The following is a 19,162-nucleotide window of genomic DNA, read 5'->3' as shown; positions in this document are numbered from 1 at the left end:
CGGCCAACAGGCACTTCGTCGCGCCGGGATGGTGCGGCTCGCCCCATAAGATTGTCTTAACGCCAGACCGTCAAAATCAGCAAGTGGTGTCTCAGTCGATCAGGTCGAAGGCGCGGAAGATCCAGCTCAGCTGATAGGCGATGGCGGCGGTGACGAAGACGGCATGGAAGCGGCGGTTCGCCGTCCAGGCCGCGATCAGGCACAGCGTGATGAAAGTGACGTTGCGGATGGGATATTCGTATCCGAAGGACTCGAAGTAATCGATCCCCTTCAGCGCCGTGTCGAGCAGATCGACCGCGAAGACCATCGTGAACACGCCGAAGAACCATTTGCGCCGCGAGAAGAAATAATCCTCGTAGTCTTTGTAGTCGTCGAGCGTCGTCGGAAACAGCAGCACCGCCAGCATGAAGAACAGGCAGCAATAGCTGACGACGAAGAGGTAGACGCCGAAATCGATGGGCGTCAGCACCTGAAGACGGAACTCCCACCACCAGAAATGCAGCAGGTAGAGGATCAGGAAGCCCGCCCATGCGAGGTGGACCGGATAGACCTTCGTCTTGCCGGGATGCTGAATGAAGATGGCGATGCCGCTCAGGACGCGCGCGAGGCTGAGACTGACGACCATGCCGATGACCACGCGGACATGCGTGAACACGGTGGGATCCGGCGGCATGTTATGGTCCATCCTGCCCCTCCCAAGGCTTGTTTAGTCGCCGGGAACCGGCGTCGGCTGGCCCTGGCTGTCGAGCGCGACCATGACGAAGGTCGCGGCCGTCACCTTTTCCAGCCGCGTGGTGAGATAACGCTGCGCCCAGGCTTCGACCGACAGGGTGATGGAGGTGCGTCCGACGCGGGCGATATCCGTGTAGATGCTGAGCGTGTCGCCGATCTTGACCGGCAGTTCGAAGGCCATCTCCCTGACCGCCGCGGTGACGACGCGGCCGCGGGCGCGCTCGGCGGCGCGGATGCCGCAGGCAAGGTCCATCTGCGCCATGACCCAGCCGCCGAAGATGTCGCCGGCCGCGTTGGCATCGCCAGGCATGGCGAGCGTGCGAAGGGTGAGCTGGCCGTTCGGGGTCTGCGTGTCGGTCATACGGGCTCCTCTGCGTCTGCCTTCCGGTCTAACCCATTGCGCGCGTGTCCGAAAGAGGGGGCGGGCCTGCCGGACATCGCGCGCAACGCAACCTTGCGTCGACAAGCTTTCCTTTACCATGTTGCGCGAAAATCCCTTGGAAATGCAGGCTCGTCGGCTTGCAAGCCGGTTTTGCGGGGACGGTGTCCGAATGTGGACAAACGCCGCCTGCACCATCGCCGGACAAGAATGTGCGTAACCGGGACCGCATCCTGCGACGCCGGACGCCGGGCGGAAGTGACAATGGGTATTGCGTTCGTATCTCGTTTCCGCAGGCCGGTGGGGCTGCTTCTGATCCCGGCGTTTCTCGCCGCCTGTTCTGGCGGACTGACGCCGCCCGACGATGTCGACAGCGTCGGCGCCATCACGCCTGCCGCGGAGATCGGCGACAGCGGCGGTGGTTCATCTTCCTACGGCATGGAAACGCCTGACACGGCCATGGCCGCGCCCGCGCGCCAGACGCGGCATCTGCCGAAGATCGACAGCGACGAGGCCATGGGCATCGGCGAGCCGGTGCAGGCTTCGTCGGGCATGCTGACCGTGCCCGAGGGCGGGGTGAGCATGGACGAGGGGCTGGGTGTGGGCCGCGTCGAGGGGCTCGCCGAGGCGCAGGCCAACGAGATCGCGGAGGGCAATGCCAGCCAGGTCGTCGTCGGCGGCATCGGCACGGATACCCCGCAGCAGATGGGCGAGCCCGAGGTGATCCCGATGTCGGACGCCGGCATGGAGGCCGAAAGCGACGGCTATCTGCGCGTGCCCGACAAGGCGACGACGCGCCAGCGCCAGTCCCAGCAACAGTCCATACAGGGCGAACAGGTCGCCTTCCTGCCGCGGCTCAACAATCCCATGCAGGTCCCCGAGACGATGGGCGGCATGCCGGCCTCCGAAAGGGCCTGCCGGCAGCGCCTCCAGAAGCTCGGCGTCAAATTCCGCGACGTGCCGCGCATCTCGCGCGGGCGCTCCTGCGGCATCGAATGGCCGGTCGAACTGTCGGGCCTTTCCGGCGGCATCCAGATCAAGCCGGCCGCGCAGGTCAACTGCCAGATCACCGAAGCCTTCGCGCGGTGGGTGAAGGCCGAGCTCGTGCCGTCGGCGCGCATGCGCTACCTCTCGGGCGTCTCGGCGATCCACCAGATGTCGTCCTATTCCTGCCGCACGATGAATTCGCGTCGCGGCGCCGCCATGTCGGAACACGCGCGCGGCAATGCCATCGATGTCGGCAGGATCGTGCTGAAGAGCGGCAAGTCCATCGCCATCGAGCCGAAGGGCTTCTTCGCCTTCCGCGAGAAGGGACTGCTGAAGTCGGTGCGCGGCGACAGCTGCAAGTATTTCTCCACCGTGCTCGGACCCGGCAGCGACCGCTATCACAAGGACCATTTCCACTTCGACCTGAGGGTGCGCAAATCGGGCTACAGGCATTGCAGCCTGTAGGCGCACAGCAGGCGGAAACGGCGATCGAAGCGCTGCGCGGCGTCTTCGGCGACGGACTGCTGGCGGTGTATCTGCACGGCTCGGCGGTAAGCGGCGGCTTGCAGCCGCAGAGTGACATCGACCTGATGACTGTGGTGGACGGCGCCATGGACACGCAGCAGCGCGGCGCGCTGCTGTCGGCTCTGCTGCGCATTTCCGCCCGTTACCCGGCGCCGGTTGGCGGGCCGCGCTGCTTGGAGGTGATGGTGCTGCAGCGGGCCGATCTCGTTGTGCCGGCCTATCCGGCCCGGGCCGAATTTCTTTACGGCGAATGGCTGCGCGACGCCTTCGACGACGGCGAGCTGCCGATGCCGGTTTGCGACCCCGAGATCACGCTGGTGCTGGCGCAGGCACGGCAGGCGGCGATCGCACTCGCTGGCTCTCAGCCGGAAGATGTTCTCCCTGCCATTCCGTCCGATCAGATACGGTGCGCGATGGCCGACCTGCTGCCGTCACTCGTCGCCGGTCTTGAGGGTGATGAGCGCAACGGCATGCTGACGCTGGCACGCATGTGGCGGACGGCTGCCAGGGGAGACTTCGTGTCGAAGGATGAGGCCGCGACATGGGCGGCGGCAAGAATGCCCGAGCCCGAGTCGAAGACCCTGCTGGAGGCGCGCGACGCCTATCTGGGCCGCGGCGAGGACGCCTGGTGGGACCGCCCGCAGGCCGTGCGCGCGGTGACGGATTGCCTGCGGGTACGGGTAGAAGCGCTTTTGAAGCGGGGCTAAAGCCTGAAACGCACAAAAAAGACCGGCGGGGCGCCGGTCTGAAAGGAATGTCACATTTTAATCGCCAGCGCCGGGAGCGGCGAGGGCGCATGCGGGCTTCCACAGGGGAAGCGGGCGGCCGGACCGCCGAAAGCTCCCTCAGGGTCGGGAGCGAGGCCTCTGTCTGACAGTGGGAGCGGTGGGGGTGCGGGGTGCGGACCGTTCCCGTGGCCTCGTGCAGACCATGGTTGAAATCGGTCACGGTTTGATGACAGTTGGCGCATCTCCGTCGCGATTGTTTCGCGAGTCGTCCCTTTTATCCCGCCGGGAGAATTGCATGCCCCCCATCGCCGATCTTGCCCTGTTCGCGCTGGCGCTTGCCGCGGCGGGCGTCGTGTCCGGCCTGCTCGCCGGCATTTTCGGCATTGGCGGCGGGGCGATCCTGGTGCCGGTCTTCTATCAGGTGTTCGGCTATCTCGATGTGCCGGAAGCGGTGCGCATGCACCTGTCCGTCGGGACCTCGATCGCCATCATCGTGCCGACGTCACTGAGGTCGTTTACGGCGCATCGCAAGCGCAGCGCCGTCGACATGGACCTGCTGAAGAGCTGGATCGTGGCGCTGCCGCTCGGCGCGATCCTCGCATCCGTCATCGCCGCCTTCATCTCCAGCGCCGGCCTGCGGCTGGTCTTCGTCGGCATCGCGCTGCTCGTTGCGCTGCGCATGCTGTTCAACCGCGAGACCTGGCGGATCGGCGACACGCTGCCCGGCGGCATCTCCCGGCAGATCGCCGGCGTCGTCATCGGCACGCTGTCGGGCCTGATGGGCATTGGCGGCGGCGTGCTCAACAACACCTACATGACCTCCTTCGGCCGGCCGATCCATCAGGCGGTCGCGACCTCCTCGGGCGTCGGCGTGCTCATCTCCATCCCCGGCATCTTCGGCTATATCTGGGCCGGCTGGGGCGAGCCCGGCCTGCCGCCCGGATCGACCGGCTTCATCAACTGGATCGCCGTCGCGCTGATCGTGCCCATCGCGCTCGTCGTCACGCCATGGGGCGTGCGGCTGGCGCATGCCATGAGCAAGCGGCAGTTGGAGATCGGCTTCGGCATCTTCCTCATCCTCGTGGCGCTGCGCTTCCTCTACAGCATCTACGGCTGAGAGATTTTTTTCGCCAGGCCGGGTGAAAACCGGCAAGGGATACGCCATATAGGGTGTCCTTCCGCATGAATTTTCCCTTCTCCGGACCATCCCATGGCGCCCATCGTTTCCATTCGCAATCTCACCAAGAGCTATGCTTCGGGGTTCCAGGCGCTGAAAGGCGTCGATCTCGACATCGAGGAAGGCGAGATCCTCGCGCTGCTCGGGCCGAACGGCGCGGGCAAGACGACGATGATCTCGATCATCTGCGGCATCGTCACGCCGAGCGGCGGCACCGTCACGGTCGGGGGCCACGACATCCTGCGCGATTTCCGCCAGACGCGCTCCATCATCGGCCTGGTGCCGCAGGAACTGACGCTCGATTCCTTCGAGACGGTCTGGAACACGGTCGCCTTCTCGCGCGGCCTGCACGGGTGCAAACCCGACCCGGCGTTGATCGAGCGCATCCTGAAGGACCTCTCGCTCTACGACAAGAAGGACACGATGCTGCGCCACCTCTCGGGCGGCATGCGGCGGCGCGTGCTGATCGCCAAGGCGCTGTCCTACGAGCCGAAGGTGCTGTTCCTCGACGAGCCCACCGCCGGCGTCGACGTGTCCCTGCGCAAGGACATGTGGCACCTCGTCGAACGGCTGCGCGCCTCCGGCGTCACCATCATCCTGACGACGCACTATATCGAGGAGGCCGAGGAGATCGCCGACCGCATCGGCGTGATCAATCACGGCCAGATCCTGCTCGTGGAGGAGAAGAAGGCGCTGATGGCCAAGCTCGGCCGCAAGCAGATGACGGTGGAGCTCGCCGAACCGGTCACCGCCATTCCCGACGCGCTGTCGCCGTTCGGGCTGACGCTTGCGGGCGAGGGCACGCGCCTCGTCTATGAATTCGATTCCGCCGGCGAGCGGACCGGCATTTCCTCGCTGCTGTCGGCCCTCTCGCATTGCGGGCTGAGGGTCAAGGACATCTCCACCGAGCAGAGTTCGCTGGAAGACATCTTCGTGGAGCTGGTGGGAGAGGGCAAATGAACTTCGAGGCGATCAAGTCCATCTATGCGTTCGAGATGGCGCGCACGCGCCGCACGCTGCTCCAGAGCATCGTCTCGCCCGTCATCACCACGTCGCTCTACTTCATCGTGTTCGGCGCGGCGATCGGCTCGCGCATGCAGGAAGTGCAGGGCGTGTCCTACGGCGCCTTCATCGCGCCCGGCCTCATCATGCTGACGCTGCTCAACCAGTGCATCGGCAACGGCTCCTTCGGCATCTACTTCCCGAAGTTCACCGGCACGATCTACGAGATCCTGTCCTCGCCGATCTCGATGATCGAGATCGTCATCGGTTATGTCGGCGCCGCGGCGACGAAGGGGCTGATCGTCGGTACGATCATTCTCGTCACCGCCTCGTTCTTCGTCGATATCTCGATACGGCATCCGTTCATGATGGTGCTGTTCTTCGTGCTGACGGCGGTCACGTTCAGCCTGTTCGGCTTCATGATCGGCATCTGGGCGAAGGATTTCGAGCAGCTGAACCTTTTCCCCATGCTGATCGTGCCGCCGCTCGTCTTCCTCGGCGGCAGCTTCTATTCGATCGACATGCTGCCGCCCTTCTGGCAGACGGTCAGCCACTTCAATCCGGTGCTCTACCTCGTCTCCGGCTTCCGCTGGAGCTTCTACGAGATCGCCGATGTCAGCCCGCTCGTCAGCCTCGTGACGGTGCTGGGATTCCTGATCGTGTGCCTTTCGATCACGGCCTGGATCTTCAAGACGGGCTACAAGCTGAAGAACTGAGCCATGCAGAATGCGCCGCGACCGGTTGACCGGATCGCGGCGCATCCCTATCGCTTTCGCCAGCATTTTCCGCAGCGCGAGCGCCCCATGACGTCCAGACCGGTAAACGCCATCCCCAGAACAGTCTGGATCTTGGGTATCGTCAGCCTGCTGATGGATGTTTCCTCGGAGATGGTGCAGACGCTGCTGCCCTTCTACCTCGTCAGCGGACTGGGCGCCTCGGCGGTCTTCGTCGGCTTCGTCGAGGGCCTGTCGGTCGCGATCGCCACCGTCACCAAGCTGTTCTCCGGCATTCTCGCCGACCGCATGGCGCAGCGAAAGCCGCTCGCCGTTCTCGGTTACGGGCTCGGCGCGGTTTCCAAGCTGCTGTTTCCGCTCGCCACCTCCACGGGCTGGATCGTCGCGGCCAAGGCCGTCGACCGTGTCGGCAAGGGCATTCGCGGCACGCCGCGCGATGCCCTGATCGCCGATGTCACGCCGCCGGAACTGCGCGGGGCGAGCTTCGGGTTGCGGAAATCACTGGATACGGTGGGCGGGTTCGTCGGGCCGCTGGTGGCCATCGGACTTATGATCCTGTTTGCCGGCGACGTTCTCACGATCTACTGGATCGCCGTCATCCCGGCGTTTCTGGCCGTCCTGTTGCTGATCGTCGGCGTGCGCGAGCCGAAGGCTCCATTCGAGGCAAAGGGCGGCGGGCTGCCGCGCCTTGCCGATATCGTGCGGCTGAACGGGGCGGTATGGATGGTCATCGGCGCGGCCGCACTGCTGACGCTGGCCCGTTTCAGCGAGGCCTTCCTGCTTCTCAAGTCGCAGGAGGCGGGCTTCGCACCGGCCTGGATTCCCCTCACCATGGTGATCATGCACGCGGTCTACGGCCTGACGGCCTATCCGGTCGGCCGCCTGTCGGACCGTGTCGGACGCTCGGGTCTGCTGGTCGCCAGCCTGTTCGTGCTCGTCTTCGCTTATGGAACGCTTGCCTATGCCGCGACGGTGCCGCTGTTCATCGCCGGCATCGTGCTGTGGGGCCTGCATATGGGGCTGTCGCAGGGACTGCTCGCCACGTTGATCGCCGATACCGCGCCGAAACACCTCAAGGGAACCGCCTTCGGCGTCTTCAACCTCATGACCGGCATCGTCGTGCTCTTCGGCAATGTCGCCGCCGGCTGGATCTGGGACAATCACGGCTCCGGGGCGACCTTCCTGACCGGTGCCGTGCTTTCGGCAGCAACGATCCTCCTCGCCGCGCCCATGCTGATGCGGGTCAAACACACGTGCAAATGAGCTGTTTCCTTTCGCCTGTGGGCGGGCTAAGGTCCGCGCCGTAGGCACCGTCCTGCTCAGCCAAACAACAACGGGCAAACTTTCGGCCGGCACCGTCCGGCGGGACGCGCACCGTTGCAAGCGGAGGTTCTGCGATGAATGACATCGCCGATCACGGTGTCCGGTTCGGACGAATAGCGGCCATGCTGCCGGTCAGGGACATGGCCAGGGCAGAGGCGTTCTATACCAATGTCCTCGGTTTCAGAAAAGTCTTCGAGAACGGGGATCCCGTCGGCTTCATGATCATGAAGCGGGATGCGGGCGAGGTACATCTCACCCTACAGCCTAACCACAAGGCGCCCGCCTTCAATGTGGCGCATCTGATGGTGGATGATGTGGACGCACTGCATGCGCTTTGCCAGGAACACGGCCTGCGCATCATCAAGCGCCTCCAGGACAAGGACTACGGCCTGCGTGCCTTTGTTTTCGAGGATCCGGACGGCAACCGCATCGATGTCGGGCAGCCGATCTGACAAAAATGGAAACGGGGCGGGCGATGTCTGCCCCGTTGTCGCTTGGCTGAAGATCAGTCCTTCAGCCGCAGCTCGTCGCGGGTGATCTCGATGGAACCCAGCGTTTCGAGGAAGCTCATGCCGAGCAGGCTCTGTTCCAGACGGCCTTCCTGGGCGACCATGCCGCGGATCGTGCCGCGCTGGATGGGGCCGATGGCGACCTGGCGCAGCGTGACGGGGGCGGCGAGCGCGCGGCCGTTGGCGGTCGACACGTCGATGGAGAAGACGAGGTTGTCCGGGTTGATGCCGAGGCGCATGGCATCCGCATAGGACAGCACGACCGAGCTTGCGCCGGTATCGACCATCATGCGCAGCGGCGTGCCATCGATGGTGACATCGGTTTCGAAATGGCCCGACAGGCCCTTCTGGATGACGAGGATCTGTTCGCCGCTGGCATTGGTCGTGACGACCGCGCGGCCGGGAATGAGGCCCGCCGTCAGACGGTTGCCGACGTCCTGCAGGTCGAAGCGGTAGAGATAGGCCGTCGCGAGCGCCAGAATGAGCACGAGCCAGATGGCGGCCTGGCGCAGGCTCTCTCCCCATTGGCGACGCCCGGCCAGAATGCCGGCCGCCATCATCGTGCCGATCGCCGAGAGCGTCACGAGGCGACCGAAATCGTCATTGGCGATGCCGAGCGTGCGGCCGCTGTCATGGTTGAGGATCAGAAGCGCAAGGCCGCCAGCGAGAATGGCCAGAAGGACATAAAATCTCATGCGTCGCCACGCTCCCTTGCCATGCGGGCGCGGCGGGTCTCGCGCCGCGGCTTGCGCTCGACGGTCTCAAGCCGCGCCGGAAGGGCGGCCATGATCGCGCGGCGCTCGTCGGACGTATAGAGCGTCCAGGCGCCGATTTCCTCGCGCGTGCGACCGCAACCGAAGCAGTAGCCGGTCACCATGTCGATCGAACAGACGAGTATGCAGGGCGATTCCATCGAAACTCCAGATATGTCCGCTCCTATATCGGCAGCTCAAAGCGCCAAGGCAAGGGCGAAAAGCACTGACATTTCCGCGAGCTGTTGGGTGGCGCCGATCGTATCGCCGGTGTGGCCGCCGATCTTGCGCAGGGCGATGCGGTTGAAGACGAGGACGCAGAGCGCTGCGGCGGCAAGCGACAGAAGCCAGGACAGGACGGTGCCGTGCGGCAGCAGGAGCAGTGCCGCAAGCAGGACGCCGGAGACGAGCGCGACCGTGGTGGCGCCCTGGTCCGGCTCGCCGACCGAAGCGGCGACGCCATCGCGGCGGGCGGGCGGCAGGAGCGACCAGTGCCAGACCATGGCGGTGCGGCTGGCGGCCGCGACGGCGAGCAACGCCATGCCGAGGCCGGAGGGCGTGAGGACGGTCGCGAGCGCGGCGATGGCGGCCGCGCGCAGGCCGAAGGAGAGGACGAGGGCGACGACGCCGTAGGAGCCGACGCGGCTGTCCTTCATGATGGCGAGCGCACTGTCGCGGTCACGCCCGCCGCCGATGCCGTCGGCGCTGTCGGACAGGCCGTCCTCATGCAGCGCGCCCGTCACCAGCACCTGAAGGCCGAGCACGGCGAAGGCGAGCAGGAGCGGCGGGGCGTGCAGGGCCGAAAGGACGGCCGCGAGTGCGGCGGCCGGCAGCACGATCAGCACGCCGGCCAGCGGAAAGGCCTGCACGGCGCGCGACAGGCGGCCGTCATGATCCGTGAAATGACGCTGCGGCACCGGCACGCGCGACAGGAAGGCGACGGAGCGTGCGGTGTCGTCGATGAAGTCGCGGATGTTCATGTGGAAAAGCCCCTCCCGGCGAAAGCGCGATGGCAACAGCCGCAAATGCGGTTGTCGGATTCGCGCCCGGCCTCTATTAGGAGACACCAAAACCCCGCCTTTGAAAGCCCAAAGCAAGGAATTCCCCAAGATGAGTGCCAGCGGCCTGCCGTTCGATGATTTCCGTGAATTGCTGCGCAATCTGCCCGGTCCCGATTCGGCCGCGCTGGTGGCCGCACGCACGCGGGATTCGCAGCTGACCAAGCCGCCGGGTGCGCTGGGCCGGCTGGAGGAGATCGCCTTCTGGCTTGCCGCCTGGACGGGACGTCCGCCTGCCGTCACGCGGCCGCTCGTCGCCATCTTCGCCGGCAATCACGGCGTGACGAAGCAGGGCATCACGCCCTATCCGTCGTCGGTCACGGCGCAGATGGTGGAGAATTTCGCAGCCGGCGGCGCGGCGATCAACCAGATCTGCGTGACGCACGACCTCGGCCTCAAGGTCTTCGACCTGGCGCTCGACTATCCGACCGCCGACATCACCGAGGAGGCCGCCCTTTCCGAGCGCGATTGCGCCGCGACCATGGCCTTCGGCATGGAAGCCGTTGCCGGCGGCACCGATCTCCTGTGCATCGGCGAGATGGGCATCGGCAACACCACGATCGCGGCGGCGATCAACATGGCGCTCTATGGTGGCACGGCAGAGGAGTGGGTCGGGCCGGGCACCGGGTCCGAGGGCGAGGTGCTGCAGCGCAAGGTCGCGGCCGTCAAGAAGGCGGTCGACCTGCACCGCGCGCATCTCAACGATCCGCTGGAGGTGCTGCGCCGCCTCGGCGGCCGCGAGATCGCGGCGATGGCGGGCGCCATCCTTGCCGCGCGTATGCAGAAGATCCCGGTCATCCTCGACGGCTATGTCGCGACAGCGGCCGGCGCCATCCTGCGCGCTGCGAACCCGGCCGCGCTCGACCATTGCCTGATCGGCCACGTCTCGGCCGAGCCGGGGCACATGAAGTCCATCGAGAAGCTCGGCAAGACGCCGCTTCTGGCGCTCGGCATGCGGCTTGGCGAAGGCACCGGCGCGGCGCTCGCGGCCGGCATCGTCAAGGCGGCGGCGGCGTGCCATTCCGGCATGGCGACCTTCGTTCAGGCGGGTGTCAGCAACCGTTCGTAGCGGCATGGTCGGCAAAAGCCAAAATGACGTGGATTGGACCCGTGGGGCGTCGCTCGACGGGTCCGGCAGCAGGGGATGACACATGGGTCAGGGACCAATCACCAAAAAGACGGGCTTCAGCCACCTCCTGGCGGCCGCGACCTATTCGGCCGACGGCGCGCGCCGCCTGCTCGGCGAATCCGCCTTCCGCCACGAGCTGATCGCCTTCGTCGTCGCCATGGTGCTGTTCGTCTTCGTCGGCGCGACGCTGTTCGAATTCGTGGCGATGACCATCCTCTTCCTGCTGATGATCGCTTTCGAGGCGCTGAACACCGCAATCGAGGAGATCGTCGATCGCGTGTCGCCGGAAATCTCCGAAATGGGCAAGCACTCGAAGGACCTCGGTTCCTTCGCCGTCTTCTGCCTCATCATCGCCAATGCCGCCTGTGCGGGCTATGTGGTGATATCGAAACTTATCTGAGGATCACGCGAAGCTCTTGCGGCGCGGGGCGACCGCATGGGTCTCGCTGACGGCGGGCAGGCTTTCCAGCACGCGCTTGGCCGGCAGGATGGCGATGGCTTCGGTGCCTTCGCGCAGCTTGGATTTCAGGATGAATTCGCCGTTGTGCTTGGCGAGGATCGCCTGGACGATCGGCAGGCCGAGCCCGGTGCCCTGTTCGGCGCTCTTGATGGCGATCGATCCCTGTCCGAAGGCCGAGAGCACGACGGGGATTTCCTCTTCGGGAATGCCGGGGCCGTTGTCCTTGATGGAGACATACTGCCCGCCGCCGGCCGTCCAGCCGGCCTTGACGACGACCTCGCCGCCCTGGGGCGTGAATTTCACGGCGTTGGAGAGCAGATTGAGGATGACCTGACGCAGCGCCTTCTCATCCGCCCAGACCGCCGGCATGCCGCTTTCCACCTGCTCGGAAATGGTGATGTTCTTGGCGCGGGCGCGCAGCTGCACCATGCCGATGCAATCCTCGGCGATATCGACGAGATGCACGGAATCTTCCGCCAGATCGTATTTGCCGGCCTCGATGCGCGACAGGTCGAGGATTTCGTTGATGAGATTGAGGAGATGCTGGCCCGAACGGTGGATGTCGGAGGTATATTCCTTGTAGATCGGGTTGTTCAGCGGCCCGAGCACTTCCGTCGACATGACCTCGGAGAAGCCGAGGATGGCGTTGAGCGGCGTGCGCAGCTCATGCGACATGGAGGCGAGGAAACGCGATTTGGCGAGATTGGCCTCTTCCGCCCGGCGGCGGGCCTCGTCGGACATCGACTTTGCGACTTCCAGCTCGGCGATCAGGTCGTCCTTTTCCGATTGCGAGGAGAGGAGCTGGGCGCTCGTGTAACGCAGGCGGTGCGTCATGAAGACGAGGAAGAGCATGGCCGCCGTGATGATCGCCGCCATGCCGACGGTGCCGGGTGCCGGCGCGAGCACGGCCAGGACGATGAGCACGGCCACGGTGGGCAGGAAGGCGCAGAGAATGGCGTGGCGCAGCATCAGCGTGCTCATCGCCGTCACGGCGAGCGCGACGAGCAGCGCGGAGCCCTTGTAGAAGTCGAAGGTCACGCCGGTGCAGCTGCCGCAGGTCTGCAGCGAGAAGGCGACCCAGGCGAGCCCCATGAAGACCTGCGCGACGAGGAAGCCGCGTTGCCAGCGCCGCACGTTCTCGGCCGTGATCTCGCGCGCGCGCGCGCGATGCGCGACGATCATGCCGATGGCATGCATGGTGAGCGCCAGCACCGCCCAGGCAACGAGGCCGATTTCCTGCGTGAGATAGACGCCGCCGGCGGCAATCAGCATGACGACGACGGGAATGGCGAGCGCGCTCTGCGCCACCGAGCCGACATGCAGCTGCATCATCTCGCGTTCGAAACCCGGCGAGACGCCCGTGGCGATCTGCAGGCGATCACGAGTCGCGCGAACGGTCCGCGAAACAGCCTTGTTTCGATGGCTGCGCGACTTGTCGACAATGATCTTGTCGGTCGAGGTGCTGACGCCGGTACTCATGATGACTGCAACTGTTACGGACAGCGTTGCAGTCTAGGTGGCAATCCTTAAGAAGATGCTGCCGCGCATAAACCATTTGCGAACCATTCCGGCATTTTTCGTGACGTGAAATGCGGTGCCATTCGTCTTATGACGCTTGGGCAGATTCGAAATCGGGAAATGAGTTCCATGAGTTTTTCCAGGCGCATGCGCGATGTCGGCGTGGCGGTCGCCATGATGGTGCTGATCGTGCTGATCATCGTGCGTCTTAGCGACGGCAGCGTCGAGACGATCGGCGGCGCGGCGCGGGCGAAGGACGGCGATTCCATCACGCTGGACGGACGCCGCGTCCGGCTCATCGGCATGGACGCACCGGAAATGTCGCAGATCTGCAAGAGGGACGACGAGGAATGGCGCTGCGGCGTGGCGGCGCGCTCGCGGCTGGCCGAGCTGATGCGCGCGGGCCCCGTGACATGCCGCGTCCAGGGCAAGGACAAGTACGACCGGCTGCTGTCGCGCTGCGAGGCCAACGGCATCGACCTTGGCGAGCGCATGGTGCGCGAGGGGCTTGCTGTCGCCTATGGCGACTACGAGCACGAAGAGCAGCTGGCCAAGGCCGAGCGCAAGGGACTGTGGGGCAGCACGTTCGATCGGCCGCAGGACTGGCGGCGGATGAACGGGCGCCAGCCGGACGGCGTTCACACGGCGGAACCCGGCCTTGTGGGGCGCATTCTGGGTTTGCTGGGGCTGGATTGACGGAACGGGCAATGGACAAGGCCGCAAACCACGACGATCTGACTGCCCTGCGCGTTGCGATCGCCGCCTGCCGGCTCTGTCGCGAGGCGCCGGCGAAGGCGGGTGACGTGCTGCCGCACGAACCGCGCCCCGTGGCCGTCATTTCCTCCACGGCGCGTATCCTGATTGCCGGGCAGGCGCCGGGGTTGCGAGTGCACGAAAGCGGACTTCCGTTCAACGATGCATCGGGCGACAGGCTTCGTACGTGGCTCGGCGTCGATCGCGCCGCGTTCTACGATCCAAACCGTTTCGCCATCGTTCCCATGGGCCTGTGTTTTCCCGGCTACGACGCTCATGGCAGCGACCTGCCGCCGCGCCGTGAATGCGCGCCGTTCTGGCGCGCACGCATCATGGCGACGATGCCGCAGGTCGAGCTGGTGCTGGCGATCGGGCAATATGCGCAGGCATGGCATCTGGGTGCCGCGAAGGCGGCGAGCATGACCGATACGGTTCGCGACTGGCGCCGCCATCTCGGCCGCAATGAAGCGCCGGCCGTGCTGCCGCTGCCGCACCCGTCCTGGCGCAACACCGGCTGGCTGAAGCGCAATCCGTGGTTTGAGGCCGAGATTCTGCCGGAACTGCGAAGCCGGGTGAAACGTCTAACGGCTGAAATATAATTCTTCCTATTCGCCGCAAAATCGGTATACAGGGGAATTAATTTTCGTAGGGGAAATCAATGGACCGTCTGGATCGCAAAATCCTTCGCCTCTTGCAGGAGGATTCCACGCTTGCAGTTGCCGATCTCGCAAAGAAGGTGGGCTTGTCGACAACACCCTGCTGGCGCCGCATCCAGAAGATGGAAGAAGACGGCGTGATCCGCAAGCGTGTCGCGCTGCTCGATCCGGTCAAGATCAACACCAAGGTCACGGTCTTCGTCTCGATCCGCACCAATTCCCATTCGACCGAATGGCTGAAGCGCTTCTCCGAGGTGATCGTCGAGTTCCCTGAAGTCGTCGAATTCTACCGCATGAGCGGGGAGGTGGACTACCTCCTGCGCGTGGTCGTGCCCGATATCGCCGCCTATGACGCCTTCTACAAGCGCATGATCGCCCGTATCGAGATCCGCGACGTGTCGTCGGCCTTCGCGATGGAGCAGATCAAGTACACGACCGAGCTTCCGCTCGACTACATGGTCGTGGACAACCAGAAGAGCGGCGAGGACTGAGCGCCTTCAGAGCTCCGGCGCATTGAACGTGACGACGATCGTCTTCCACGCGTCATAGGATGCGCGCCCCGCCAACTCCGCATACGGGGCGCAGCGGACGACTGCACGAACGGCACTTGCGGCGAAAGCCTTCGTCGCGGGATCGCCGGCGACGGGACCGTCTATCGATGGTGATCCGTCCAGTTCGCCCGACCGTGTCAGCGAAAACTTCACGCGAACCGGCTTGACGGTGTCGGGAAGGTCCGGCGGGACCGCCCAGCAGCTCGCGATCTTCGCGTGCAGCCCGGCGAGAAGCGCCTGCCTCGCCGCATCGTCGTCCGCGTCAGCCCTTGCGGTGGATGACACGAGGAGGAGGGCGACGGCGGCGGCGCGAAGGATCATCTACTTGCGCTCCAGCCGGGCAAGCAGCGAGGACGTGTCCCAGCGGTTGCCGCCCATTTCCTGCACGTCGCCGTAGAACTGGTCGACCAGCGCGGTGACAGGCAGTTTGGCGCCGTTGCGGCGGGCTTCCGACAGCACGATATCAAGGTCCTTGCGCATCCAGTCGATGGCGAAGCCGAAATCGTACTTGCCTGCGATCATCGTCTTGTGGCGGTTCTCCATCTGCCAGGAGCCGGCAGCCCCCTTGGAGATGACGTCGATGACGGCTTCCATGTCGAGCCCCGCCTTCTTGCCGAAATGCACGCCTTCGGCGAGGCCCTGCACGAGGCCGGCGATGCAGATCTGGTTGACCATCTTGGTCAGCTGACCGGCACCCGCCGGGCCCATCAGGCCGACCATGCGGGCATAGGCGTCGATAACAGGCTTTGCCGTCGCGAAGGTCGCCTCGTCGCCGCCGCACATGACGGTGAGCACGCCGTTCTCGGCACCGGCCTGTCCGCCGGACACCGGCGCGTCGATGAAGGCGAAGCCGCGCTCCCTGGCGGCCGCGTCGAGTTCGCGGGCGACTTCGGCGGACGCGGTGGTATTGTCGATGAGGATGGCGCCGGGCTTCATGCCGTCGAACACGCCGTCCTTGCCGGTCGTGACGGCGCGCAGGTCGTCGTCATTGCCGACGCAGGTGAAGACGAAATCGGCATCCTTCGCGGCCTCGGCCGGGGTGCGGAAGGCCGCGCCGCCGAATTCGGCCGCCCATTTTTCCGCCTTGGCGAAGGTGCGGTTATAGACCGCGACCTCGTGACCGCCCTTGACCTTGAGGTGGCCGGCCATGGGATAGCCCATGACGCCGAGACCGATGAACGCAACCTTTGCCATGCCGTCTTCTCCTGCAATCGCTGGCAGGACGTTTAGCGGATCACGGGCCGGGGCGAAAGTCTTTCGCGTCAGCCGCGATACCGGGCAATGACCAGATGGCCGGCAATCGGTTCGCCTTCTTCCATGCGCACGGTGATGTCGGACATCTCCACGACGTCGAAGCCGGTCTCATCGAGCCGCTGACGGACATAGGATTCGGCGTGCGCGAAACGCTGGTGCGGGCCGACCATGAAGGGACGGCCGGCAAAGCTGTCGTCCGGCAGCGTTTCTGATGAGAAGGCAAACAGGCCGCCGGGCACGAGATTTTCGGCCGCGCCGAAGAACAGCGCCTCGAGCGCACCGAGATAGGGCAGCACATCGGTTGCGGCGATGAGGTCGAAGGGCTCGTCGTCGTTGTCATCGAGGAAATCGACCGCCTCGGCGACATAGAGGGTCTCGTAGAGATCCTTCTCATGCGCAATCTCGACCATGTTTTCGGAGAGATCGACGCCGGTGATGTCCTCGGCCATGTCGCGCAGCGCGCCGCCGGTAAGGCCCGTGCCGCAGCCGAGATCGAGCACGCGGTCGAACGGGCCGAGTTCCAGCGCCTGGAAGCGCTGGCGCACCAGAAGCGGCACGCAGTAGCCGAGCTGGTCGACGAGCACGTTGTCGAAGACTTCGGCGTGCTGGTCGAACAGCGTGGTCACATAGGCGTCGGGCGCCTTCTCAGGGGTCTCGCCGCGGCCCATGGAGGCAAGGCGCACGGCCGCACCGCCATGGTCCTCCGGATCGAGCGCCAGCACGTCGGCATAGGCCTTGGCGGCGGCATCGAAATCGCCGGACTTCTCCAGCGAGAGGGCGCGGTTATAGGCTTCCGCGAGCGCGTCTTCGTCGATCTTCTTCATGCCGCGTCTCTTAGGCCCGCCCGCCGGGCTTGGCAAGCAGGCCGCAGGACGTCAGTTGATGATGAACTCGCCCTTCAGCGCGCGCCACTCGCTGGCCGAAATCAGGTGGCGGTGCACGTAGCGGATCGAGTGCAGCGGGCCGTCGAGTTTCTCCTGCCAGAACTTCAGGAAGCGCTTCATTTCCGGAAAGTCCGGCGCGAGATCGTAATGCTGCCAGATATAGGTCTGCAGGAATGTCGGATGGTCGGGCATGCGATAGAGAATCTGGGCCGTCGTCATGCCGTAGCCCTTGAGCTGCATTGCCATGTCGTTCGTCATCGGGACCTCTCATTTCACAGGAATGATGGTCCTTATGATTGAAGCGCCGCCATGGTTAAGCAAGTGTTGATTTTTGCCCGTGAAAACAAATAATCCTTTGGATTCAAATTGTTGGCAGCATCGATAGGCGAGTGCTGCCAACCGTCTCACCGTTTCAGGTGACGGGTGAGGCGCGCTTCCAGCCAGGCCCAGACATTGCGCAGCAGCTCCACGATGATGAGGTAGAGCAGCGCTGCCCACAGATAGGCCTGGTAATCGAAGGTGCGCGAGAAGGCGCGGCGGGTTTCGCCCATCAGGTCGAAGACGGTGATGATGGCGACGATGGCCGAGCCCTTGATCATCAGGATGATCTCGTTGCCATAGGGGCGAAGGGCCACGATCAGTGCCTGCGGCAGGATGACCTTGAAGAAGGCGATCTTCTTCGGCAGGCCGAGGGCCGCGGCACCCTCGTGCTGGCCGCGCGGCACGCTCTCGATCGCGCCGCGCAGGATTTCGGCCTGGTAGGCGGCGGTGTTGAGCGTGAAGGTCAGGAGGGCGCAGTTCCACGCATCGCGGAAGAACCACCACAGGCCCCAGGCTTTCAGTTCTGCGGAGAAGCTGCCGAGACCGTAATAGATGAGGAAGAGCTGGGTCAGCAGCGGCGTGCCGCGGAAGAAGTAGACGTAGCCGTAGGAAAACCACGAGAAGACCGGGTTCTTCGACATGCGGGCAAAGGCAAGCGGCAGCGACAGGACGGCGCCCAGCACGACCGAGAGGCCGACGAGCGTGAGGGTCACGCCGAGGCCGGAGAGGTAGTTCGGCCCGTAGCGGGTGAACTTTTCCGGATCCCAGCCCTCGACCAGCATCAGGAAGATGCCGATGGTCAGCGCGAGCCAGACGCCCATGAAGACGTTTCCGAAGAACCGGCCGGCGGTAAAGGGGCGGGGCGGGGCCGGCGGTGGCTCCTGCGGCGGAATGAGGCTGGTGGAAACGTGGCTCATCGTGCCGCCTCCGAACGCTTGGCCCAGCGCTCGATGCTGGAGAAGATCAGCGAGGAGAGGAAGGCGAGGATGAGGAACAGCAGACAGGCGATGGCGTAGAATTCGAAGGCCTGCTTGGTGACGCGGGCAGCCACGCCCGTCTGGCGCAGGATATCCGGCAGGCCGATGACCGAGACCAAGGCGGTATCCTTGAGCAGCGCCATCCAGAGGTTGCCGAGGCCCGGCAGGGCGATGCGAACGAGCTGCGGCAGGATGATGCGCTGCATCGTGCGGCCGCGGTGCAGGCCGAGCGCATGGCCGGCCTCGTACTGGCCGCGGGGAATGGCCTTGAAGGCCGACAGCAGCACTTCGGAACAATAGGCCGAGAAGACGACGCCGAGCGCGATCATGCCGGCGAAGAAGGCGTTGATCTCGACGGTGCCCTGGTAGCCGATGGCGGTCGCGGCATTCTGCACCAGGATCTGCAGGCCGTAATAGACGATGAAGAGCGTCAGCAGTTCGGGCAGGCCCCGGAACAGCGTCGTGTAGATATTGGCCGACAGGCGCAGCGACCGTTCCTCGGACTGCTTGGCCAGCGCGATGAAGAAGCCGAACAGCAGGCCGACCGGCAGCGTCGCGAGCGCCAGGCTGCCCGTGACCAGGAAGCCGAGCGCGATCTCGTCGCCCCAACCGGTATCGCCGCAGGCCAGAAGCGTGTCGCCTGCAAACAGCGTGAAGATGCCGACCGGCCCGCAGAGCGGATCCACGATCCCCAGTGCTGCGGTTACCGCCTCGACGATGGCGGTAAAGAACCCGCTCATGCCAAACCCCCGA

24 protein-coding genes are annotated in these 19,162 nt (G+C 64.9%); 12 read left to right on the top strand and 12 right to left on the bottom strand.

Annotated features, from left to right (window positions below; translation table 11 throughout):
- Positions 1–91: 91 nt before the first annotated feature.
- Both B5M41_RS07565 and B5M41_RS07560 read right to left on the bottom strand, forming a co-directional pair.
- Complete coding sequence (locus B5M41_RS07565) at positions 92–685, bottom strand: hypothetical protein (protein ID WP_134650025.1); 594 nt, start codon at positions 683–685, stop codon at positions 92–94.
- A 21-nt stretch (positions 686–706) separates the two neighbouring features.
- A complete protein-coding gene (locus B5M41_RS07560) occupies positions 707–1,093 on the bottom strand; it encodes an acyl-CoA thioesterase (protein ID WP_134650024.1) in 387 nt (128 codons plus the stop codon).
- Between the two features lie 282 nt (positions 1,094–1,375).
- On the opposite strand from B5M41_RS07560, the gene B5M41_RS07555 reads away from it, so the two are divergent.
- From B5M41_RS07555 to B5M41_RS07525, 7 genes are all read left to right on the top strand, one after another.
- On the top strand, positions 1,376–2,563 hold the full coding sequence (locus tag B5M41_RS07555) for an extensin-like domain-containing protein (RefSeq protein ID WP_209020875.1): 1,188 nt from the start codon (positions 1,376–1,378) through the stop codon (positions 2,561–2,563).
- Positions 2,551–3,330, top strand: a complete 780-nt coding sequence (locus B5M41_RS07550; protein ID WP_209020874.1) for an aminoglycoside adenylyltransferase domain-containing protein — start codon at positions 2,551–2,553, stop codon at positions 3,328–3,330. The genes B5M41_RS07555 and B5M41_RS07550 overlap by 13 nt, the downstream gene beginning before the upstream one ends.
- A 316-nt stretch (positions 3,331–3,646) precedes the next feature.
- The gene (locus B5M41_RS07545) at positions 3,647–4,468 is read left to right on the top strand and encodes a sulfite exporter TauE/SafE family protein (RefSeq protein ID WP_134650023.1); all 822 of its coding nucleotides are present in this window, start codon (positions 3,647–3,649) and stop codon (positions 4,466–4,468) included.
- Between the two features lie 93 nt (positions 4,469–4,561).
- Entirely contained in the window at positions 4,562–5,488 is a 927-nt protein-coding gene (locus B5M41_RS07540) for an ABC transporter ATP-binding protein (RefSeq protein ID WP_134650022.1), read from the top strand.
- The gene (locus tag B5M41_RS07535; protein WP_134650021.1) at positions 5,485–6,246 is read left to right on the top strand and encodes an ABC transporter permease; all 762 of its coding nucleotides are present in this window, start codon (positions 5,485–5,487) and stop codon (positions 6,244–6,246) included. Before B5M41_RS07540 ends, B5M41_RS07535 begins: the two co-directional genes overlap by 4 nt.
- 87 nt (positions 6,247–6,333) lie before the next feature.
- Positions 6,334–7,527, top strand: a complete 1,194-nt coding sequence (locus B5M41_RS07530; protein ID WP_134650020.1) for an MFS transporter — start codon at positions 6,334–6,336, stop codon at positions 7,525–7,527.
- 134 nt (positions 7,528–7,661) lie between these two features.
- Positions 7,662–8,039 carry a VOC family protein gene (locus tag B5M41_RS07525; protein WP_134650019.1) on the top strand — a complete coding sequence of 126 codons (378 nt, stop codon included), beginning with the start codon at positions 7,662–7,664 and terminating at the stop codon, positions 8,037–8,039.
- A gap of 53 nt (positions 8,040–8,092) precedes the next feature.
- Here B5M41_RS07525 and B5M41_RS07520 read toward each other — a convergent pair whose 3' ends face one another.
- From B5M41_RS07520 to B5M41_RS07510, 3 genes are read right to left on the bottom strand one after another with little or no spacing between them, the layout of a single operon-like run.
- Complete coding sequence (locus B5M41_RS07520) at positions 8,093–8,791, bottom strand: retropepsin-like aspartic protease family protein (protein WP_134650018.1); 699 nt, start codon at positions 8,789–8,791, stop codon at positions 8,093–8,095.
- Positions 8,788–9,009: a DUF1289 domain-containing protein gene (locus B5M41_RS07515; protein WP_134650017.1), complete on the bottom strand. Its 222-nt coding sequence runs from the start codon at positions 9,007–9,009 to the stop codon at positions 8,788–8,790. The genes B5M41_RS07520 and B5M41_RS07515 overlap by 4 nt, the downstream gene beginning before the upstream one ends.
- Before the next feature lie 36 nt (positions 9,010–9,045).
- The gene (locus B5M41_RS07510; RefSeq protein ID WP_134650016.1) at positions 9,046–9,828 is read right to left on the bottom strand and encodes an adenosylcobinamide-GDP ribazoletransferase; all 783 of its coding nucleotides are present in this window, start codon (positions 9,826–9,828) and stop codon (positions 9,046–9,048) included.
- Positions 9,829–9,958: 130 nt separating this feature from the next.
- Between B5M41_RS07510 and cobT the strand changes: the two genes are divergently transcribed.
- Both cobT and B5M41_RS07500 read left to right on the top strand, forming a co-directional pair.
- A complete protein-coding gene (gene cobT, locus B5M41_RS07505) occupies positions 9,959–10,975 on the top strand; it encodes a nicotinate-nucleotide--dimethylbenzimidazole phosphoribosyltransferase (protein WP_134650015.1) in 1,017 nt (338 codons plus the stop codon).
- 82 nt (positions 10,976–11,057) lie between these two features.
- Positions 11,058–11,435, top strand: a complete 378-nt coding sequence (locus B5M41_RS07500) for a diacylglycerol kinase (RefSeq protein WP_134650014.1) — start codon at positions 11,058–11,060, stop codon at positions 11,433–11,435.
- 3 nt (positions 11,436–11,438) lie between these two features.
- Here the strand turns inward: B5M41_RS07500 and B5M41_RS07495 are convergent, their stop codons facing one another.
- Entirely contained in the window at positions 11,439–12,974 is a 1,536-nt protein-coding gene (locus tag B5M41_RS07495) for a sensor histidine kinase (RefSeq protein ID WP_134650013.1), read from the bottom strand.
- A gap of 168 nt (positions 12,975–13,142) precedes the next feature.
- On the opposite strand from B5M41_RS07495, the gene B5M41_RS07490 reads away from it, so the two are divergent.
- From B5M41_RS07490 to B5M41_RS07480, 3 genes are read left to right on the top strand one after another with little or no spacing between them, the layout of a single operon-like run.
- Positions 13,143–13,709: a thermonuclease family protein gene (locus B5M41_RS07490; protein WP_167719173.1), complete on the top strand. Its 567-nt coding sequence runs from the start codon at positions 13,143–13,145 to the stop codon at positions 13,707–13,709.
- An 11-nt stretch (positions 13,710–13,720) separates the two neighbouring features.
- Positions 13,721–14,365: a uracil-DNA glycosylase family protein gene (locus B5M41_RS07485; protein WP_134650011.1), complete on the top strand. Its 645-nt coding sequence runs from the start codon at positions 13,721–13,723 to the stop codon at positions 14,363–14,365.
- Positions 14,366–14,424: 59 nt separating this feature from the next.
- Entirely contained in the window at positions 14,425–14,913 is a 489-nt protein-coding gene (locus tag B5M41_RS07480; protein ID WP_134650010.1) for an Lrp/AsnC family transcriptional regulator, read from the top strand.
- Between the two features lie 6 nt (positions 14,914–14,919).
- Here the strand turns inward: B5M41_RS07480 and B5M41_RS07475 are convergent, their stop codons facing one another.
- The 6 genes from B5M41_RS07475 to B5M41_RS07450 all read right to left on the bottom strand — a co-directional run bounded on the left by B5M41_RS07475 (position 14,920) and on the right by B5M41_RS07450 (position 19,149).
- A complete protein-coding gene (locus B5M41_RS07475; RefSeq protein WP_134650009.1) occupies positions 14,920–15,294 on the bottom strand; it encodes a hypothetical protein in 375 nt (124 codons plus the stop codon).
- A complete protein-coding gene (locus B5M41_RS07470) occupies positions 15,295–16,167 on the bottom strand; it encodes an NAD(P)-dependent oxidoreductase (RefSeq protein WP_134650008.1) in 873 nt (290 codons plus the stop codon).
- A 68-nt stretch (positions 16,168–16,235) separates the two neighbouring features.
- Positions 16,236–17,051: a class I SAM-dependent DNA methyltransferase gene (locus tag B5M41_RS07465; RefSeq protein WP_134650007.1), complete on the bottom strand. Its 816-nt coding sequence runs from the start codon at positions 17,049–17,051 to the stop codon at positions 16,236–16,238.
- A 51-nt stretch (positions 17,052–17,102) separates the two neighbouring features.
- Positions 17,103–17,369: an usg protein gene (locus tag B5M41_RS07460; RefSeq protein WP_134650006.1), complete on the bottom strand. Its 267-nt coding sequence runs from the start codon at positions 17,367–17,369 to the stop codon at positions 17,103–17,105.
- Between the two features lie 146 nt (positions 17,370–17,515).
- Positions 17,516–18,349, bottom strand: coding sequence for an ABC transporter permease (locus B5M41_RS07455; protein WP_134650005.1), 834 nt, complete (start codon positions 18,347–18,349; stop codon positions 17,516–17,518).
- On the bottom strand, positions 18,346–19,149 hold the full coding sequence (locus B5M41_RS07450; RefSeq protein ID WP_134650004.1) for an ABC transporter permease: 804 nt from the start codon (positions 19,147–19,149) through the stop codon (positions 18,346–18,348). The genes B5M41_RS07455 and B5M41_RS07450 overlap by 4 nt, the downstream gene beginning before the upstream one ends.
- Positions 19,150–19,162: the final 13 nt, after the last annotated feature.

Origin of the sequence: Shinella sumterensis (assembly GCF_004514425.2) — a bacterium.
GTDB classification, from domain to species: domain Bacteria; phylum Pseudomonadota; class Alphaproteobacteria; order Rhizobiales; family Rhizobiaceae; genus Shinella; species Shinella sumterensis.
This window is presented reverse-complemented; position numbering and strand designations above follow the sequence as displayed.

What these genes read in the sequence shown, in the direction of transcription:
- B5M41_RS07455 (WP_134650005.1), bottom strand. Translation starts at nt 18,349, where the DNA reads ATGAGCCACGTTTCCACCAGCCTCATTCCGCCGCAGGAGCCACCGCCG.
- B5M41_RS07530 (WP_134650020.1), top strand. Translation starts at nt 6,334, where the DNA reads ATGACGTCCAGACCGGTAAACGCCATCCCCAGAACAGTCTGGATCTTG.
- B5M41_RS07535 (WP_134650021.1), top strand. Translation starts at nt 5,485, where the DNA reads ATGAACTTCGAGGCGATCAAGTCCATCTATGCGTTCGAGATGGCGCGC.
- B5M41_RS07515 (WP_134650017.1), bottom strand. Translation starts at nt 9,009, where the DNA reads ATGGAATCGCCCTGCATACTCGTCTGTTCGATCGACATGGTGACCGGC.
- B5M41_RS07540 (WP_134650022.1), top strand. Translation starts at nt 4,562, where the DNA reads ATGGCGCCCATCGTTTCCATTCGCAATCTCACCAAGAGCTATGCTTCG.
- B5M41_RS07560 (WP_134650024.1), bottom strand. Translation starts at nt 1,093, where the DNA reads ATGACCGACACGCAGACCCCGAACGGCCAGCTCACCCTTCGCACGCTC.
- B5M41_RS07500 (WP_134650014.1), top strand. Translation starts at nt 11,058, where the DNA reads ATGGGTCAGGGACCAATCACCAAAAAGACGGGCTTCAGCCACCTCCTG.
- B5M41_RS07485 (WP_134650011.1), top strand. Translation starts at nt 13,721, where the DNA reads ATGGACAAGGCCGCAAACCACGACGATCTGACTGCCCTGCGCGTTGCG.
- B5M41_RS07525 (WP_134650019.1), top strand. Translation starts at nt 7,662, where the DNA reads ATGAATGACATCGCCGATCACGGTGTCCGGTTCGGACGAATAGCGGCC.
- B5M41_RS07480 (WP_134650010.1), top strand. Translation starts at nt 14,425, where the DNA reads ATGGACCGTCTGGATCGCAAAATCCTTCGCCTCTTGCAGGAGGATTCC.
- B5M41_RS07475 (WP_134650009.1), bottom strand. Translation starts at nt 15,294, where the DNA reads ATGATCCTTCGCGCCGCCGCCGTCGCCCTCCTCCTCGTGTCATCCACC.
- B5M41_RS07545 (WP_134650023.1), top strand. Translation starts at nt 3,647, where the DNA reads ATGCCCCCCATCGCCGATCTTGCCCTGTTCGCGCTGGCGCTTGCCGCG.
- B5M41_RS07495 (WP_134650013.1), bottom strand. Translation starts at nt 12,974, where the DNA reads ATGAGTACCGGCGTCAGCACCTCGACCGACAAGATCATTGTCGACAAG.
- cobT (WP_134650015.1), top strand. Translation starts at nt 9,959, where the DNA reads ATGAGTGCCAGCGGCCTGCCGTTCGATGATTTCCGTGAATTGCTGCGC.
- B5M41_RS07565 (WP_134650025.1), bottom strand. Translation starts at nt 685, where the DNA reads ATGGACCATAACATGCCGCCGGATCCCACCGTGTTCACGCATGTCCGC.
- B5M41_RS07450 (WP_134650004.1), bottom strand. Translation starts at nt 19,149, where the DNA reads ATGAGCGGGTTCTTTACCGCCATCGTCGAGGCGGTAACCGCAGCACTG.
- B5M41_RS07555 (WP_209020875.1), top strand. Translation starts at nt 1,376, where the DNA reads ATGGGTATTGCGTTCGTATCTCGTTTCCGCAGGCCGGTGGGGCTGCTT.
- B5M41_RS07465 (WP_134650007.1), bottom strand. Translation starts at nt 17,051, where the DNA reads ATGAAGAAGATCGACGAAGACGCGCTCGCGGAAGCCTATAACCGCGCC.
- B5M41_RS07490 (WP_167719173.1), top strand. Translation starts at nt 13,143, where the DNA reads ATGAGTTTTTCCAGGCGCATGCGCGATGTCGGCGTGGCGGTCGCCATG.
- B5M41_RS07520 (WP_134650018.1), bottom strand. Translation starts at nt 8,791, where the DNA reads ATGAGATTTTATGTCCTTCTGGCCATTCTCGCTGGCGGCCTTGCGCTT.
- B5M41_RS07510 (WP_134650016.1), bottom strand. Translation starts at nt 9,828, where the DNA reads ATGAACATCCGCGACTTCATCGACGACACCGCACGCTCCGTCGCCTTC.
- B5M41_RS07470 (WP_134650008.1), bottom strand. Translation starts at nt 16,167, where the DNA reads ATGGCAAAGGTTGCGTTCATCGGTCTCGGCGTCATGGGCTATCCCATG.
- B5M41_RS07460 (WP_134650006.1), bottom strand. Translation starts at nt 17,369, where the DNA reads ATGACGAACGACATGGCAATGCAGCTCAAGGGCTACGGCATGACGACG.